At 36.1% G+C, this 18,822-nt stretch carries 14 protein-coding genes and 1 tRNA gene; 12 read left to right on the forward strand and 3 right to left on the reverse strand.

Going from position 1 to position 18,822, the window contains the following annotated elements; all coding sequences use genetic code 11:
* Positions 1-742: 742 nt before the first annotated feature.
* Both KO02_RS10545 and KO02_RS10550 read left to right on the forward strand, forming a co-directional pair.
* Complete coding sequence (locus KO02_RS10545) at positions 743-1,852, forward strand: D-TA family PLP-dependent enzyme (RefSeq protein WP_200878633.1); 1,110 nt, start codon at positions 743-745, stop codon at positions 1,850-1,852.
* Positions 1,853-2,075: 223 nt separating this feature from the next.
* Positions 2,076-3,554 (forward strand): glycoside hydrolase family 130 protein, encoded by a 1,479-nt coding sequence (locus KO02_RS10550; RefSeq protein ID WP_038698149.1) that lies wholly within the window; start codon positions 2,076-2,078, stop codon positions 3,552-3,554.
* Here KO02_RS10550 and KO02_RS10555 read toward each other — a convergent pair.
* Positions 3,532-5,748, reverse strand: a complete 2,217-nt coding sequence (locus KO02_RS10555; protein ID WP_038698151.1) for a glycosyltransferase family 4 protein — start codon at positions 5,746-5,748, stop codon at positions 3,532-3,534. The two genes, KO02_RS10550 and KO02_RS10555, sit on opposite strands and share 23 nt — an antisense overlap.
* A gap of 575 nt (positions 5,749-6,323) precedes the next feature.
* Here KO02_RS10555 and KO02_RS10560 point away from each other — a divergent pair.
* Positions 6,324-6,512, forward strand: a complete 189-nt coding sequence (locus tag KO02_RS10560; protein WP_038698153.1) for a CsbD family protein — start codon at positions 6,324-6,326, stop codon at positions 6,510-6,512.
* 198 nt (positions 6,513-6,710) lie between these two features.
* Complete coding sequence (locus tag KO02_RS10565; RefSeq protein ID WP_038698156.1) at positions 6,711-8,831, forward strand: catalase; 2,121 nt, start codon at positions 6,711-6,713, stop codon at positions 8,829-8,831.
* 1,427 nt (positions 8,832-10,258) lie between these two features.
* Here the strand turns inward: KO02_RS10565 and KO02_RS10570 are convergent.
* Positions 10,259-10,332 (reverse strand) — tRNA-Ile (locus KO02_RS10570).
* Between the two features lie 88 nt (positions 10,333-10,420).
* Here KO02_RS10570 and KO02_RS10575 point away from each other — a divergent pair.
* From KO02_RS10575 to KO02_RS10610, 8 genes are all read left to right on the forward strand, one after another.
* Positions 10,421-11,059: an HAD family hydrolase gene (locus KO02_RS10575; RefSeq protein WP_235212395.1), complete on the forward strand. Its 639-nt coding sequence runs from the start codon at positions 10,421-10,423 to the stop codon at positions 11,057-11,059.
* An 88-nt stretch (positions 11,060-11,147) separates the two neighbouring features.
* A complete protein-coding gene (gene rpsU / locus KO02_RS10580; protein ID WP_038698160.1) occupies positions 11,148-11,342 on the forward strand; it encodes a 30S ribosomal protein S21 in 195 nt (64 codons plus the stop codon).
* Between the two features lie 93 nt (positions 11,343-11,435).
* A complete protein-coding gene (locus tag KO02_RS10585) occupies positions 11,436-12,314 on the forward strand; it encodes a tyrosine-type recombinase/integrase (protein ID WP_038698162.1) in 879 nt (292 codons plus the stop codon).
* Between the two features lie 15 nt (positions 12,315-12,329).
* Complete coding sequence (gene hpf / locus KO02_RS10590; protein ID WP_038698164.1) at positions 12,330-12,674, forward strand: ribosome hibernation-promoting factor, HPF/YfiA family; 345 nt, start codon at positions 12,330-12,332, stop codon at positions 12,672-12,674.
* A 210-nt stretch (positions 12,675-12,884) separates the two neighbouring features.
* Positions 12,885-13,259 carry a DUF6686 family protein gene (locus KO02_RS10595; protein WP_038702506.1) on the forward strand — a complete coding sequence of 125 codons (375 nt, stop codon included), beginning with the start codon at positions 12,885-12,887 and terminating at the stop codon, positions 13,257-13,259.
* A 179-nt stretch (positions 13,260-13,438) separates the two neighbouring features.
* On the forward strand, positions 13,439-13,966 hold the full coding sequence (locus tag KO02_RS10600) for a ferritin (RefSeq protein ID WP_038698166.1): 528 nt from the start codon (positions 13,439-13,441) through the stop codon (positions 13,964-13,966).
* A 138-nt stretch (positions 13,967-14,104) separates the two neighbouring features.
* Positions 14,105-16,858 (forward strand): TonB-dependent receptor, encoded by a 2,754-nt coding sequence (locus KO02_RS10605; RefSeq protein ID WP_235212385.1) that lies wholly within the window; start codon positions 14,105-14,107, stop codon positions 16,856-16,858.
* Entirely contained in the window at positions 16,858-17,829 is a 972-nt protein-coding gene (locus KO02_RS10610; RefSeq protein WP_038698168.1) for an NAD(P)H-quinone oxidoreductase, read from the forward strand. Before KO02_RS10605 ends, KO02_RS10610 begins: the two co-directional genes overlap by 1 nt.
* Here the strand turns inward: KO02_RS10610 and KO02_RS10615 are convergent.
* Complete coding sequence (locus tag KO02_RS10615) at positions 17,798-18,694, reverse strand: AraC family transcriptional regulator (RefSeq protein ID WP_051959867.1); 897 nt, start codon at positions 18,692-18,694, stop codon at positions 17,798-17,800. The genes KO02_RS10610 and KO02_RS10615 overlap by 32 nt on opposite strands.
* Positions 18,695-18,822: the final 128 nt, after the last annotated feature.

Genomic DNA, 18,822 nt, shown 5'->3' on the forward strand with positions numbered 1-18,822 from the left:
ATATAAAAGTTGTTTAAAATTTTGGATTGCGAAATATGGTCAGGTCTTGATTATCGAATAGTGTGCGTTTCGTCAAGTTGCCTATTTTGGTGGATAATTGCGTCACATTGAAAAATCACATGATTTGGCCGCAAATATAAAGATTGCTAGCCATATCAGGCCTTTGACCAAAAAAAATATAAATGCGCCTATCCCAGCACGTTTTAACCGTTCGATTTTCTTCTTCTTTTCCTGCATGATAGCCTGTTTTTAAACGTTATGTCCATGTAACCATTGCTTGTAAAGTATTTATTGTAAGTTTTACAATCTTATCCTGATGACCTTATTCTGGATGTATACCTCACTTGTCCTAAGGTATTTATTTTAATTCAATCAAAAAAGCCATATAGCATTATTAATGATCGTATTCTCTTACTTTCCACTTCTATTATTTACCTAAACACTCCGTGTAGCAGAAGATAATTTTTTTAGCTATTGTCCAAAGTTCATTAAATTTATCTGAGGGTATCATGAAAAAGTGTTAGGAGATGTAAATGGATTTTGCTAAATTCATTGTTATAAGGAATTATAAACCAATTTTTCATTAGCTAGGACTAAGATTAGCTCCAACACCTAAAGGTCTATTTAAGTATTATGTGACGGATGGTCATTATCACTCAGACCACGGTACTATTGATCATACGTCGTTACTTGATCATATTCCAGCTAAAATTGAGGCATTGTTTACACTTAAAGATGAAGCATGATGAAACCATGGTATGTATTAAATGAGGAGTTGATGGTAGATTCGCCAGCACTCTTGGTCTACGAACAAAGGGTAGACGATAATATACAAAAGGCAATCGCTATGGTCGGTGGGGATACTAGTCGTATCAGGCCCCATGTAAAAACGAATAAATCGTTTGATGTTTGTGCTGCATTTCGAGCCTCAGGTATCCATCAATTTAAATGTGCGACGATTGCCGAGGCCGAGGTGTTAGGAGAGGTGGGGGCAAAAGATGCACTTTTGGCCTATCAACCAGTTGGACCAAAGATTACACGCTTGATTCAGTTGAAAAAGCATTATCCAAAGACTATCTATTCATGTCTTATCGATCATGTACAAAGTGCTAGAGCATTAAATGAGGCTTGTCTGGCTGCAGATTGTCATATGGATGTGTATATTGATGTTAATATTGGCATGAATAGAACTGGTGCCTCAATAGAGCGGGTGGAAGCGTTGGCGATGGAAATACTAGCGCTTCCTGGATTACGATTACTAGGAGTGCACGGATATGATGGTCATATTTACAACGGTAATTCACAAATGAGAGAAGAACAGAGCCATGCTTCATACGTTCTGTTGCTTGAAGCCCATCAAGTTTTATTGGAGTTATGCAGTTCAGTCTCCAGAATGATTATTGGTGGTACCCCATCTTTTAGCTATCATTCGGAAAGACCAGATGTGGTCTGCAGTCCAGGTACTTTTGTGTTTTGGGATTACGGTTATGAACAAGCTTTACAAGAACAACCTTTTGAATATGCTGCGCTCTTAATGAGTAGGGTAATCAGTATTATAGACAAGAATCACCTTTGTCTGGATCTCGGTTATAAAGCTGTGGCTTGTGAATCGTCTCTACCTCGTGTTCATTTTTTAAATGGAGCTGAATTAGAACAAATTGGACAAAGTGAGGAACATATGGTGGTTAAGGTTCCTGATTCTGTGAAGTACGAAATTGGTCATGTCTTCTATGCTGTACCTAGACATATCTGCCCGACGGTAGCTATGTACGAGAAATTAGTGGTCGTTGTAGATGGGGATATTGATGGCTATTGGTCTGTGAAAGCACGTGACCGAAAAATTAAATATTAAAAGATGAACGCAACCATTCAATTTGTTTAAGTTGCTCAATGGAAAACATGAGCATAGTAATTTTATTTTTGCGAAATAAAAGTTTTATTGTTAAGTCTGCATTTTTAGTAACATGCCTAACTATGTTGATATTTATGTAAAAATAAGTATAAATATTACAACAATGTGTGCAGTGAAACGTTTATAAATTAAGTTATTAAGTCATATAAGTAGTTAGTCGTTTATGTATAAGCCCGTTCAAGTTAATAGGAAGAATATTTATTTTAGACCTGATACAAAACGTGTACTTGCGCGGTTCTTTTCATTGGGCGATGAGCGCTCGGTAAAAGTTATTCATCGGGTGCTGAGATTATCAGATACGCAGCAAAAAGAAGTTTTTGGTCAAGTGCTGCGGAGTTATTCGCAGCGACACCGTAGTATTGTGAAGGTTTTCGAACGTAATTTTGACCGGATACGGCATTTAATGGAAAGAATTGAAATGCCTACAGATAAAATATCAATGACGGCTAAATTGTTAATTGGCTCTTATTTCACGATGGAATATTCCATTGAATCGGCAGCTTTATTTAACCCTTCGATTGTAGAACACCCGGATCAGACAGAACTATTTGAAGGAGAGAAACGCGTTATTATCAGCTTTAGGGCAACAGGTGAAGGGCATGTTTCTTCCATCGTATTTCGTTCAGGATTTATCGACAAAAGTAATGATATTCATTTGGATGTTGTCGGAACTTTATTGGATAAACCTATTAATATCAAGAATCATCGTTATAATAAGAATAGTTTTTTTTCTAAATTGTTAGAACTGCATCCGCATACGGCAGAGGCAATGGAAAAGTTAAGTCAAAAGCTGACAGAAACATTTACTTACGAAGAATTGAAGCGCTATGTGGAAGAGATTAGGGCTGAAATAGAGCATACTGAAGATAATGATAGTATATTGAAACAGGCGGTATGGTTGGGTTCATCGCATTATGAGATGACTTTTTCATTGGATACATCAATATCTGAACGTGTTATTTTTCCGATTTCTGATACTGAAAAAAGAGGGATTGAAGATGCACGTTTTGTTCGTTTTATCACCCCAAAAGGAGAAGTTATCTATTACGCGACCTATACCGCTTACGATGGTATTAGTATTTTGCCTAAATTATTGACAACCAAAGATTTTTATCATTTCACAGTGAAGCCTATCCATGGTGAAATTGCTAATAAAGGGGCAGCTATTTTTCCGAGAAAGGTGAATGGTAAGTATGCAATGCTCTGTCGTATCGATGGCGAAAACAATTATATCGCTTATTCGGATTATATCAATATCTGGAACGAAGCCATCCACTTGGTACAAGAACCTGAGAATCCCTATGAGTTTATACAATTGGGTAACTGCGGCTCCCCAATTGAAACCGCAGAAGGTTGGTTAATTATTACGCATGCTGTTGGCCCTATGCGTGAATATGTGATAGGTGCTTCATTGTTGGATTTGGAAAATCCACATATTGAAATAGGAAGGCTGAGCCTTCCTATCTTGACACCAAATAATATGGAACGCGAAGGCTATGTACCTAACGTTGTATATTCTTGTGGTGCAATTGTGCATAATGACCAACTCATTATGCCTTATGCAATGTCGGATTACGCGTCTACGTATGCCACGATAAATCTGAAGGATCTAATTCAAGCTATTCTGCTACCTGGAATTTGATTTTAAGAGCTTTATAAACGGTGATGTATGATATAAAATAGCATAGTGTACTTTCGGCACCTTGATTACGATTGATACCATAGGTCTCTAAGCCATCGCAACAACCTTTGGTATTATGGTCGTAAAGCGGGAGTTTTAAGTCATTTTCGCCTAAAAACCATTCAAATGAACGGATCATTTTTTCGAAATATTCTTCATTTTTGGTGATTTCATAAACCTCTCTAAAGAGAAGCACGGTTGCTGTTACATCAATGGGTTGTTGACCAAATTTGCTCATGTTTTGGTTCTGTTTAGCCCATTTTTGATTTCCGATAATGGATAGGAATCCGTGTTGCATGATGATGTTTTCTAAGAAATGAAAGCTTGTGAATCCAATTTTTTTGAGCTTATCATCATTTAAAAATTTGGTAGACATGAGTATAGCAAGTGGAATGATAGCGTTGTCATATGCTAGTACAGGTTCAAACCACTTCCATTCTTCATCGGCACTGGCGTCGTATTCATGTACTAATTTAAAAGCCAGTCTACGTAGTAATTCCGTTACATGCTCGTCGTTGGGTTGTTGTTTAAGGTATTCGGCTATTCCCATCATGGTATAGGCAATGGCGCGTATGGATTTTAAATTTTCAAAATGAGGAAGTGCCTTGAAAAACATATTTGACCCCAATTGGTAGAAGTCGACGAAAGGAGCGGTATTGAATAAATACCCCAATGCCCAAATAGCTCTACCAAAAGAGTCTTCGGATCCGGTCTCTTCTAAAAACTCATTTTGGAAGTTCATGAAGTTGTGAAATAAGCCATCTTCTCTTTGTGCATAATAAATGTAGTTCAGGTAGGTGGATATCCGTTTCTTTGTGGCCTTTTCTCCAAAGGCATCGTACTGCATCAGGCTGACTAATAATGCTCGGGCATTATCATCAAGGCAGTATCCTTCCCGATAATTGGGTGTTGCAAAGGTTGCATGTTGGATAATACCGACATGGTTGGTTAAGCGGTCTAAATGATCCCATCTAAATTTGGGTAGACTCTCGAGTCTGGATATTTTTGTTTTAGCATCACTGCTGACTTTGGTCGAAGATAATTTCTGAAGTACCTTGGTATAGGTAGCTCCTAATTTTCGCCATGTTGTCTTTTCACCGTGATGACGGGCTCTGCTTCGGAGTTCTTCGAGTTTTTTCGGATTGTCGAATAAGTCAATAAGTATGTTTTTTAATTCTTTATAATTTTTGAAGTCAAATAAAATACCACGGCCATCAGCTAATAGATCTTTAGCATGCCAATAGGGAGTAGAGAGAACCGCTGCTCCAGCGCCTACAGCAAATGATAATGTTCCACTGGTAATCTGAGCTTCGTTGATATACGGTGTTATATAGATGTCGCAAGCAGTTAGGTAGGTGGTCAATGCCTCGGTACTAACAAAATCATTTACAAAAATAACATGTTCTTCTAGCCCTTTTTCTTTGATGAGGCTGATGAGGTACTCCCGGTATTCTTCTCCCGATTCGCGTAAAACATTGGGATGGGTTTTTCCGACCAGAAGGTAAACGGTGTCGGGATATTCCTGTACGACTTTTGGGAGCGCAAGAATCACTGTTTCAATACCTTTATTTCGGGCGATGAAACCAAAAGTTAGGATTATTTTTTTATGTGCTAACTGTAGTTTCTCTTTTGCACGATCTTGTTGATAATCAAAAGCGGGTACACCGTGCGGTATTAAACGGATCTTGTCTTCATGAACATGGTATATTTTTTGCAATAAATTTATAGCGTAAGAACTCATGACGACTATAATAGAGGCGCGCTTAGCAATTTCAATAAGAATAGCCCTTTCATCGATATTTGGTTTTTCAAGGATAGTATGTAAGTTGACCAATAGAGGCATGTGTAATTGATTGATCAATGACAGGATATACACACCACTATTGCCCCCAAATATGCCGTATTCATGCTCCAATACAACGCAGTCATATTTGTTTTCATTGATAAAATCTGCTGCTTGGATATAGTCTAATTGTTGCTGTGGGTTGATTTGAAATACAACCTCTTCAGGATAGGAATACGGACGGTCAGAGAGGGCAATAACATGTTGAATTATTTCCGAATCTTGGTGGTCTATGGAATGGATTAGATCATTTGTAAAAGTTGCTATTCCACACTGTTTCGGTAAATAAGTACTGATGTAGGCTATTTTCATGGTGATTTTCTAAAATTAATTATCTAAATTAATGGATGTGATTTGACTGATCTGCGTTGGTACGGAGGGTTTGTTGCTTTATTTCTGTTCCAGTCTTATTGATCAGGGAAGCAGATGTCGCACAACAAGTGTTATTAGTTTTAATGATACCGTTCCTGTTGCATATGGGCCGGGTAGAAAATAGGAATTGCGAACTGTCTATTACTACTTTAATTGCATTCATATATTAACTTCATTATATGGTGCTCGCATATTATAATTCGATGTTGCTCCTTTTTGTAGTTTTTTCAGGTGATGCGGATGGGGGTACGGTACCGCTTAATTGAAATTATTATTGAAAATAAGGAATCCTAAATCGATACAAGATGCTTTGCTCTGATTCAATTAATAAACAATCACTTATGCTTAAAGTTTTAATTGTTTCAAGATACTTCTTTTAAATCATCAATAGTGAATTTGTTTCGGCCTATCGTTAAATCGGTCATGGAGACTCAAGAAATTTTCAATTTTAAAAAACAATTAGTCGACTTAAGGGTTTTATATATAGTAATTCATTAAAAAAAGGAGAATTTATTATGAGCGAATTAACATGGAAAGGCCGTTGGAACGAGCTAAAAGGTAAAGTAAAACAGCAATACGCAGAATTGACCGATGATGACTTGCTTTATTCGGAAGGAAAAGAAGATGAATTGTTGGGTAAGTTGCAAACAAAAACAGGGAAAACTAAGGAAGAAGTTGAAGATTGGTTAGATAAAATGAAATAGCAGTTTATCAATTTTATATAAAGTACGAATCGGTTGGATAATTTAAAATATCCAACCGATTTTTTTATGGGTTTATGCTTAACATAGTACAATTGTACCTTGAAGCATGTGTTTTTGAATTATGAAATAATTTGACAAACTATTTTACCCGCTAGTATGTTATTTAGAGAAGAAGTTATAAATTAAATTGGATGGCAAATGGAAAAGAATGGAAAACCTCAAATCAATGTAGATCAACACATTGTTGATCATACTGGGCATGTAATGACTACCAATGATGGCGTGCCGATACATGATAATAATAATACATTAAAGGCTGGAGAAAGAGGGCCTTCATTGATGGAAGATTTTATTCATCAGGATAAGATGGCCCATTTTGACCGTGAAAGAATCCCTGAACGCGTCGTTCATGCTCGTGGTGCAGGAGCGCATGGTGTTTTTGAAGCAACAGCAGATTTATCTGCTTTTACCAAAGCAAATTTTTTAAAAAAAGGTACAAAAACTCCCATGTTTGTTCGTTTTTCAACTGTAGCCGGTTTTAGAGGAAGTACCGATCTAGCGCGGGATGCCCGTGGGTTTGCAGTCAAGTTCTATACAGAAGAAGGAAACTACGATTTGGTTGGAATTAATATACCTGTGTTTTTTATACAGGATGCGATGAATTTTCCAGATTTGATTCATGCCGTCAAACCTGAGCCAGACAAAGAAATTCCACAGGCTGCTTCGGCACATGACACATTTTGGGACTTTATTTCCTTGATGCCAGAATCTGCTCATATGTCTATGTGGATTATGTCCGATCGTGCTATACCTAGATCTTTTAGGATGATGGAAGGATTTGGAGTGCATACCTATAAGTTTGTCAATGATGCTGGAAAAGGTACGTTTGTTAAATTTCACTGGAAACCACGTTTGGGTGTATTGCAGGTAGCGTGGCAAGAGGCACAAAAGATATCAGGTTACGACACTGATTTCCACCGAAGAGATTTATGGGAGGCTATTGACAAAGGTAATTTTCCAGAATGGGATTTAGGTGTACAATTGATGCCGGAAGAAGATGAAATGAAATTTTCATTTGATATACTCGATCCAACTAAATTGATTCCGGAAGAATTGGTACCGATTAAAATTATTGGAACAATGACTTTAAATCGCAACCCTGCAAATTTCTTTGCCGAAACAGAACAAGCTGCTTTTCACCCTGGAAGATTGGTACCAGGCATTGATTTTTCTAATGACCCCCTGTTACAAGGTCGTGTGTTTTCATATGCCGATACACAGAATTATAGATTGGGAGGAGCCAATTTTCATGAAATACCCATCAATAGACCGATTAATGACAAGCACAATAATCAAGTAGACGGATCCAGCCGTATGGATATCCTAAAGGGAAATGTAAGTTATTTCCCGAATAGTCTCGGAGGTGGTTGTCCATATCAGGCAATGATGAAAGGAGAAAAAGGTTTTGAATCACATGCTGAGAAAATCGATGGAGAAAAGATTCGAGGTCGTTCCAATTCATTTGCCGATCACTTCACGCAAGCCAGATTATTTTTTCATTCTCAAAATGAAGCTGAGCAAAACCATATCGTGAGTGCCTTTAGCTTTGAATTGTCTAAAGTGACATCAGTTGATGTTAGAAAGCGAGAGCTAGCCATACTAAATCAAATTGATAAGACCCTTGCGGCTAAAGTGGGTAAGAATTTGGGTCTTACCCCTGCGGAAGAATTGGACCCTTTGACCGTGCAATTTGCGAAGCAAAATCATCCAGAATACCCAATAATGGCCAATAAACCCGAAGTAGAGAAATCACCCGGGCTCAGTATGGCTAATAAAGCTGGTAATGAACGTTTAGATACTAAAAAAGTTGCATTTTTGGTTGCAAATGGTGTCAGTAAAGCTTCTGTCGATAAATTGAAAGGTGCATTAACCAAAGAAGGTGCTGAGGTTGTTTTGGTTTCTACCCATGTGGGTAAATTGACCTATAAGGAAGGAGGAGAGGAAGATATCGCACATACTTATTTAATAGATGCTTCAGTCTGCTTTGATGCGTTCTATACTCCAGAAGGTGATTCTGTAGCTGTTTTAAAAGGCGAGCCAGATTATTTTCAATTTATAAATGAAGCGTTTAGACACTGCAAGGTAATTGGATTTGCCAAAGGTGCCGAAGAACTGATTGGAGGTACATATTTGAAAGACACAGAAAATGATAAAGGCATTGTATTAGAATCGAAATCAAATCTCAGTGAAGATTTTATAGCGACTCTGCGTCACAACCGCATTTGGGAAAGAGAAGATAGTCGTAAGGTACCTGTGTAAGTTATTTTTGCGATGGTATTGTAACCTTCCCCTAGCGCAAAGTTAGGGGAAGGTTACATCCATTTTATTGTTTCAAATTATATCATTTAAAATCAATAAGACCGTAAGTCATCGATATGATGAATGCGGACAAAGACACTGCCTTGTATGATTCATAGCGTTCGATTCAAAGCAATAATCGATACGAATACCATTTTTCCTCTCCTCGTTAACAGCTTTTATAAACGGGCTTTAAATGACAGAGCTTAAAGTAAACTCCAATTTATCACTGATCTGTGCTGATGATCCAGCGTTGGATATCTCTATTTTTAAAATCAGGTATTACATTAATATCCACGATCGAAGGGAAGATAGTTGTAAAATTTTTAATGTCTCTTCGGTCTGGGACAATGCAATAGTCATCACCTCTAATTGTAGGGTGTCAAAAATAAAATTGAAGTCTTGAGAAAGGCATATAGTTTAGCTTCATAATAGTTAACACGCTTAATAGTTGAGATTTTTGTTGCTTCAGTTGAAGAAATGGAGGCTTCAGTAGGAATACTTTATCGCTTTCTCTAGGCGCAGGTTTTGTGATGGTGACACGTTTTGTTGTATAAGATGCTTCTTATTTGGGATAAATAATTTGTTTTTGAAAAAACTAGCCTATATCGTTAATAAGAGCTGGTACCTATTTTATTTAATGAACGCATTGTTCTCGAATTATACCTGCGAATTGCGTTAAAAGTTCCTGCTGTTTTATAAGCGATAAACACCTAGTTATAAAAGCGTTGAACATGTTATTATAATTGCTATTTCTATTGATCATATAGTCAGTAGGTGAAAATTGCTGTCCCCTAGTATTGAAAAAAAGATTAGTTATTCATAGAACATGAATACTTATAAGCGTAAAGATTCTTTGTTGTAAACAAAGAATCTAGAGGTGAGCATTAAGTACCCTGGATTTCTTCAAATTTGACTTCGTTTTACAATTAAGGTATCGCTTAATTATACGAATTACATAATTTGAGCGAAAAAGTGGCTAGCAAAATCTAAAAGGTAATCTCGGAAAGGGACAGATTCAATGTGAAAATGGGGTGTATGGTATTTAAAGCGTGTTTTAATTTATGTGAATAGTATGAATTAGTGCTTTTTTACCGAGGCGAGATGATACTTGCAGTGCTAACTTATTGAATTTTTAATAGTTCGTTATCCACATTCCAATAGTTCTTTAGGTATCAATAACGATAATCGCTCATTTTCAATGTTTAATATTCGAAGAGGTTTACAGCCATACGTGATTCAGGGGTGATATTATACAAAGGGAAGGGCCAGCTTCTGTCCGAATGATGATAATGATAAGGTCGCCATGATTGGAGGAAGGAAAAGATGGTGAGTGATGGTTTAATTAAACAGAAAAAGCCTTACTTTTAGTAAGGCTTTTTAAGCAGTGCTCCCAACTGGGCTCGAACCAGTGACCAAAAGATTATGAGTCTTCTACTCTAACCAACTGAGCTATAGGAGCGGTTATTTTTGCTTTGTCAATTTGTGGCGTTTACCCCGTTTTGACGATGCAAATATGGATACAAATATTAATATTTGCAAATAAAATGATGAAAAAAATTAAAAATATTATCCTCGATTATGGGGATGTGGTCTTTATGATAGACTTTTTAAGGATGGAGTCTGCCTTTAGTGACTTGGGTATCAAAAATGTACGACAATATTACGGTCATCGTGCACAAACAAAACTTTTTGACGATTTTGAGCAAGGAAAAATTCCTGCAAAGGCATTTCGAGAGGGGATTCGTGAAATTTCAGGACTTTTGTCATTGAGTGATGCAGAAATCGACGCTGCTTGGAATGCGATGTTGATCGGTGTTGCTGAGGGAAGTCATGAATTATTATTGAAATTGAAAGATAAATACCGCTTATTCTTATTGAGCAATAATAATGAAATCCATTATCAATGGATTATGGATCATCTGAAAAATAAGTTTGGGCTGGCAGATAATACCATTTTTTTTGAAAAGGATTATTATTCACATTTGATGGGTATGCGTAAACCTAATTCCGATATTTTTGAATTCGTATTGAATGCCCATGATTTAGTCCCGGCGGAAACCATTTTTATTGATGATAGTCCTCAACATTTGAATACCGCTAAAGGGCTGGGATTGCAAACTTATTTATTGACAAAGCCCGATACTTTGCGTGAATTGATTTACCGTGAGGGTCTGTTGGAAAATTAGTGTAAATTTGTTTTGCAAATGCCAATGATAATTGTACCTTTGCATCACTTTAAAATTAAAAGGCTACGAAAGGAGGTATATACAGAGCATGATTATCGTAAATGTAAAAGAAGGTGAATCTTTAGATAGAGCATTAAAACGTTTCAAGAAGAAATTCGAGAAAACTGGAGTTTTAAGAGAACTACGTTCTCGTCAAGCTTATGAAAAGAGATCTGTAACTCGTCGTATTCAAGTTAGAAAAGCGATTTACAAACAAGGATTAAACCAAGAGGTTTCAATCTAAGGTTTCTTAGAAGATATAAAAAAAGGGAAAAGTTTACTTTTCCCTTTTTTTATGCGCTTTATTTTGCTAAATTAGTTATAAATAGGATGGAGTATGTATCAGGAAGAGTTTGAGAAGTATCTACAATTTGAAAGGCGTTATTCTAAACACACTTTAATGGCCTATTTATATGAAGTGAGTTTGTTCTTGACTTTTTTAGATAATGATCATCTGGCATTTGAAGAGGTTAATCATCGGGATATGCGCCACTATTTTGCACAGATGTCCGAGTCGAAGAAATCAGCTACGACAATCAATCGTAGTATTTCGGCGCTGCGTACTTATTTCAAGTTCTTGCAGCGAGAAGGTGTGGTAAAAGGAAGCCCGATACAAATTAAGGCATTGAAGACACCTAAGAAGCTGCCTGTGGTAGTAGAAAAGGATAAGTTGATGTCACTATTAGATCAGTTGGAAATAAATGTACACGACTTTGAAAGTCGTCGGGATAAATTGGTGATGGAGCTTTTGTTTGGTACAGGTATTCGTCTATCTGAATTATTACAAATTCAGGATAGAGATATTGATTATTATAGTAAAAATTTACTTATATTCGGTAAAAGGAGCAAAGAAAGACTGGTTCCGATCAATGCAACATTAATAAAGGAGTTACAGCTTTATTTACAAGCTAAAACTTTGTATATTGATAATAATAAATCTAGTTTCTTAATCGTTACTAAAGAAGGGAAACCTGCCTATGAGAAATTAATCTACAGAATAGTACATAAGTACTTGTCGATGATTTCTTCGCAACAGAAAAGAAGTCCGCATATACTGCGACATACTTTTGCGACAGCACTGCTGGATAATGGTGCAGATCTGAATGCAATAAAGGAGCTCCTCGGGCATGCAGGCCTTGCGGCAACGCAGGTGTATACGCATAATTCAGCGGAGCGATTAAAGTCTATTTATAAACAAGCTCATCCAAAAGCTTAAAAAAAAGGAGGAAAAATGAACATTACTGTGCAATCAATTAAATTTAATGCTGATCAAAAGCTAATTGAGTTTATCCAAAGAAAAACAGGTAAATTGAATCAGTTTTTAGACTCAATCATTGGTGGAGAGTGCTACTTGCGTTTAGAAAATGTAGACGATGAAATAAATAAGATATCGGAAATAAAAATAAATATCCCCGGGAGCCAACTTTTTGCGAAAGGACAAGCTAAGAGTTTTGAAGAAGCGACTGATATTGCAGTGGAATCCTTAAGAAGACAAATTAACAAACATAAGACCAAAACCAAGACACAGATCAGTAACCATAAAGAAATTTTGGCGACTGAAGAAGAAGAATTTTAATAAATAACGGTTCAATAATGAAAAGACTAACCCATATGTGGTTAGTCTTTTTTTATGCTAATAAAAGAATGACTAACCGTCGTTTTGGATTTAATATGTATAACATATTATTGTTATTTATAATTATTAAAAATAATCTTTACACTTACTTGGATTGATTATAAATAATTATTATTTTTGTCGCATCATCAATAATAAATGAATACCCTTATGTTAAATGCAATCTGTCCGTTAACAAATGTAGAAGAGGTTTTTAAAACTGAAGCTGGTGCGATCTATCAATGTAGTCGTAAAAATTGTTATTGGTTAGAGTTTGGGGGTACAACGACTTCTTTTTCTGTTTCTGATTTTTTGAAATTCAAGAAATCAATCGACAATATCAATATTGAATCCATGTTGACTGACACTGCTCGTTCTTCTGATTTCACTTTGGTGATGCCTTTTCGTACCGAACGCTGTTACTTATTAGATGTTCAAGCTGTTTTGAACTTAAGGGAGGTATTGGATGGCGCTAAGTTTATGATGGAATTGAACAGTGTAATCAAAGCTTGTTTACGCAATTCGCAGCTTACAGTATTGGCTTAAATAGCTTCTTTATAATTATACTGATTCTAAACAACTTATCTTTTTAATGTCTAATTTAGACTGAATTTGTATTGCATATTTAATATACAAATCTCAGTTATCTCCTCTATATTTGTATTGTTCAAGTAGGTCAGGTGTTCGAAACTTGATTATTAATATTGGAATTAAAACTTACGGATATGAAAGATTTATTGAAATTAAAATCTTCTTTAACAGAAGAAATCGAAAATATATTAAATGCGCAAATTAAGGTAGAAGCTCACTCTTCATCTTTGTATTTAGCGATGTCATCTTGGTGTGATGATCAAGGCTTAGAAAATGCTGCTGAATTTTTTGCTAAGCAGTCAAATGAAGAACGCGAGCATATGTTGAAGCTTTTTAATTATATCAATAATAGAGGTGGTCGTGCTATTTCTCCTGAAGTAACTGGTATTCCTTCTGATTTTGATTCGTTCCGTGGAATTTTTGAATCTACATTGGAGCAAGAAATGTTCGTAACAGAGCAGTTCAATAATATCGCTGATAAATGTGTGAAGGCTAAAGATTATGTAACCTTTAACTTCTTACAGTGGTTCTTGTCTGAACAGGTTGAAGAAGAGTTTGTAGCAAGAAGAATTTTAGAGTTATTTGACGTGATCGGCGAAGAGGGAACTGGACGTTGGGAAATTGACAAGCATTTGGTTAAGGTAACTTTTGCAGGTGAATAATTAATTTATTCTAGTAAATAAAAAAAAGGCGGTTTATTTTATAATAACCGCCTTTTTTTATACAATAAATCGTAATTCTGCGTTAATGTTGTGTGAATTAATGTGTATATTGACATACTAATAGAATAAGTTGTTTTGATGTCGGATAAATTCGAAATATCAGGAAATAATCATAAGATCATTTTATTTATTATGCTCTTCTTTATTGTTTGTAGGGCTGAAGCTCAGTTGCAAAAAAAGGAGGTGTATGGTTTTGTTGTGGATATTGATGGACAACCTCTTGCTGGGGTTAATGTGCGCCTAACAACTTCGCTAGATACCATTATGGTTGCGTCTTCAAATACTGGATTCTACAAATTTGAGGAAGTTAAAGGGAAAAACATCCGATTGAACTATAGTTTGTTGGGCTTAGAAATCGTAGAACGCTCTTATCCACAATATAACTCAACCAATCGAGTGGTTGCAGAAACGATTACTCTGAAGCCCCAGACCTCGGTGCTAAAAGAAATTCTTATTAAAAAATATAAGCCAATTGTTTTTAAGGAGGATACGGTACAGTTCAATATGGATGCATTTCAATTTAATCGTCGCATGCTTCTTGAAGACGCTTTGAAGCAAATTCCTAATTTTCAAGTTTCTAGAGATGGATCTGTTTATGCATTTGGAAAACCAATCATGTCTGTTCAGGTGGATGGTAAGAAGTTTTTTGGAGGTGATGTGCTGACAGCAACTCGAAATCTTCCTGTAGACTTTATTAAGAATATTCAGGTGATTGATTACTACGGCGATGAAGCGTATGCAAAAGGAACAAAAGGCGGAGAGTCTGAAAAGATCTTAAACATCGTCTTAAAAGATGATAAAAAGAAAATTTCTTTTGGTCAAGTAACAGGTGGTTTGGGCAATAAAGACCGCTTTTTAGCAAGTGCGGGGATTAATAGGTTTAATGATGGGCAAGAGTTGTCATTTGTTGGGTCTCTTAATAATACGAATACGAATTTATTTTCCTTTGGTTCTCCAAATGGTGGTGGATCGCGTGATCGCGTTATGGGAGAACTGGCTGATTTTGCAGACCCAACTGATGGGTTTAACAATATAGGTTCTTTGGGTACGAGTTTTTCAAGTAATTTGACGGATAAAATTTACGCTTCTGGACGATACAGTTTTTCGAACATGAAGAATGTCACAAAAGGAAATTCTTACCTTCAATCAGTGTACGGTGATCATATCATTTCTAATCTAGAGGATTACGTAACCAAATCAGTAGATAATAGCCATCAGATGAATTGGGATTTTGATATTAAATTGTCTGATACGGATTTGTTGAAAATATCGCCTACATTTTCATGGAGCAAATCTAAAGGTGAAGAAGTGCGGGACAGGTATGTAAAAAACAGAACCATTACGAATAACGGAACATATCTTGCGGATAATACGAGTACAAGTCCAAATGCGGAACTGGATGTGCTATATGCTAAAAGTTTTAAAAAACCGGGTAGAAAATTGGTTTACAATTTACATCTAGGCTATAATTCGGTTGAAAAAAATGAAAATATCTTAGACCGTAACACCATTATTGACTCTGCATTCAATGATGTGAGCACGAAGACTAGTTTTTTAAATCAATTTGTAAGAAGTGATAACCAGAATCAAGATATAAAAAGCTCGCTCTCCATTATCGAACCTGTGGATAAGGGTGGGGTCTTGGAAATCAATTATGATTTTACTTATACAGCAATTGATGCGAGGCGCATGGTTCATGAACGTGATAATGAACTGTGGGATATGCAGCTTGTAGATTCGTTGAGTTTGCGCTATGATTATGCTTTTGCCTCCAATAGAATCGGAATGAAATACCAACAAGATGTCTTTAGTAAGTTTAAATATAATGTGGGTTTTGCGGTACAACCAACTGAATTGACGGGATATTCTCGGGACAAGTCTATCCGGACTTCCTATGGGAACGTTAACCTCATACCCGCAGCAGGTATAAAATGGAAGTTTAATGAAAATTCGGATTTGTCCGTAGACTATTTGGGTAAGAATAATCAACCTAATTTTTATCAAATTCAACCTATTTTGGATAATACAAATTCGCAAAACATTATTCAGGGAAATCCGGATCTGAAAGCTGAATTTGTAAATCGTATTTTAGCGAAGTATCGAAAATCAATTGTGAAAAAGGGACAATATTTCGAAAGTAGTCTAGCCTATAATTTCGTGTTTGATAAAATTGTGTCAAACCGAACTACTATGCCTAATTCTACGATTCAAAAAACGACATTTTTAAATACTTCGGGATATTATGATATTAAAGCATATTATTTATTTACCTCTGCATTGTTTGATGGTAATATTCAGATGAGTTTGAATGGTAATGCTGATTTTTATAATAATGTGACTTATATCAATGATACGCGTAATGATGGAGGGCATATATTGTATTCACAATCGCTTCAATTCCGTTATATGTTCAGTGATATTTTTGAAGCAGAGTTAAATGGTAATTACTCGTTGAATAGTGCTACTTATAAGCTTCCTTATAATGATCAAATCATCGCACATTCAGGGGTGCTTGGTCTGGGGTCAAAATGTTATGTTAGCCAGCATAGTTCATTTGGTGTGGAGGTCTCACAAAGGCTTAATGCGGGTTATTCATCTAATTCGTGGACGAATGTCAATCCAACAATTATCAATGCTTATTTTGAATATACTTTTATGCGCAATAATTTGGCCATGTTACGTGTTCAGGGATTCGACTTGCTCAATCAAAACTCAGGAATAACTAGGGATGTTATCGGAAATGATATTTTGGATGTCCAAAATCAAAGATTGTCACGTTATTTTATGTTATCTCTTAATTTTCGTTTGCAAAAATATCCAAAAAAATCATAATGAAAGCTGTTGTAATAACCCATTTTGGAGGACCTGAATGCCTAGCGGTAAAAGAGGTCACTGAACCTTTGTATTCATCTCATGAGGTATTAATAAAAGTGCGAGCTGCGGGTATGAACCGTCCGGACGTTTTTCAAAGGAAAGGAAACTATGCTGCGCCTGAAGGGGTTTCGGCCGATATCCCAGGTTTGGAGGTTGCGGGAGAAATAGTAGCTGTTGGTGGGTCTGTGAGCGAATGGAAGGTGGGGGATCGTGTGTGTGCGCTTTTGTCCGGAGCCGGATATGCGCAGTATGTAGCTGTAAATCAAGGTCAGTGCCTGCCTATACCTGAAGGTTTTAGTTATATAGAGGCTGCTGCACTTCCTGAAACTTTATTTACAGTTTATCATAATGTTTTTCAACGGGGGGCATTAATGAATAGTCAAGCTTTTTTAGTTCACGGCGGTAGCGGTGGTATCGGTTCAATGGCTATACAATTAGCAAAATTGTGTGGTGCAAAAGTGTATACGACCGTGAGCTCTGATAAGAAAGCTGTATACTGCAAAAGTTTAGGGGCCGATGTGGTTATTAATTATAATGAAGAAGATTATGAAGTGGTTATCGGTGTTGATCAAATCGATGTTGTGTTGGATAGTATTGGAGGCGATTATTTTGCTAAAAATATCCAGGTAATGAAGCCAGATGGTCATTTGGTATATATAAATGCGATGAAGGGTGGGAAGGTTGAATTAAATCTATTTAAATTGATGCAAAAGCGAATTTATTTATCTGGAAGTTTGCTGAGAAGTCGTTCTGTTTTATTTAAACGTACTGTGCGGGATGAGATTATGCAGCAAATATTCCCATTACTCAATAAAAAGACGTTCCAGAGTAATGTCTACCGGACCTTTAGGCTTGAAGAAGCTGTGGCTGCACATCAGTTATTAGATTCGGGTGATTTTATGGGTAAGTTGGTGTTTGATCTTCAATAATGTTATACAATTGTTTTTGATATTGTAGGGGTGTGCACCCTGTTGCTTCCTTAAAATATTTGTGAAAACTGACAAAGTTTTGGAAACCCGATTCAAAACAAATCTGTTTAACATTCATCTTGCGTTCATTGAGCAATTTGCAAGCATAACCGATCCGCATTTCAATGAGGTATTGAAATAGCGTTTTGCCAGATTTAGCTTTGAAATAACGGCAGAAAGAGTTAGTCGTCATTCCTGTCATTGAGGCAATGTCTTCAAGTCGAATCTGTGTTTTATAGTACTGGGTAATGTAGTCTATAATTACGGTCATTCGCCCGAAATCTAGATCTTGACTATCAATGGGGTAATTTTCACTGGATAATAAAGTATAGGATTCGGACTCTGCAATTAGGGTAAGTACCTCAATTAGACCTATGATTTTAGTTGAGTTATAGCTATTTAAAATCTTTTCTATAAGATCTTTAGATGTAGTGATGATGGAATTATCGAGCTGTATACCTCGTCTTGATTTTTTGAGTAGATTTTTTAATTTATGATTTTCCGGTAGATTGAAAAATTGATCACCTAGAAAATTTTCTTTAAAATGTGTGACTCTTATATCCGCGGGATCTATATAATTGCTATCGAGGTACTGCGCGTCAAATAACCAATAATGGGGTAAGTTGGCCCCAACCAATACAATATCTCCACTTCTGAAATTCTTGACACTATCTCCAATAAACTGTGTTCCAGAACCTTTTGCAAAATGAATCAATTCAAGTTCTTCATGATAATGCCAAATATTGTGGTTTTGGGGCATAATGTCGTTCCTGACACTGAAAGATTTTATGCTACTGTCCTTGACTTTTAATAGTTGTGGTTTCATTTATTAATAAATATATGCACTATATTTTAGATATATACGAATAAGTATGTTAAAATAGCTTAATAATTGGGTAAAATACCTAAATTATGTTTCATTATTTATGCCTTATTTTACATAAACCAATGATA

The organism is Sphingobacterium sp. ML3W (assembly GCF_000747525.1).
In the GTDB taxonomy this organism is placed as follows: Bacteria; Bacteroidota; Bacteroidia; order Sphingobacteriales; family Sphingobacteriaceae; genus Sphingobacterium.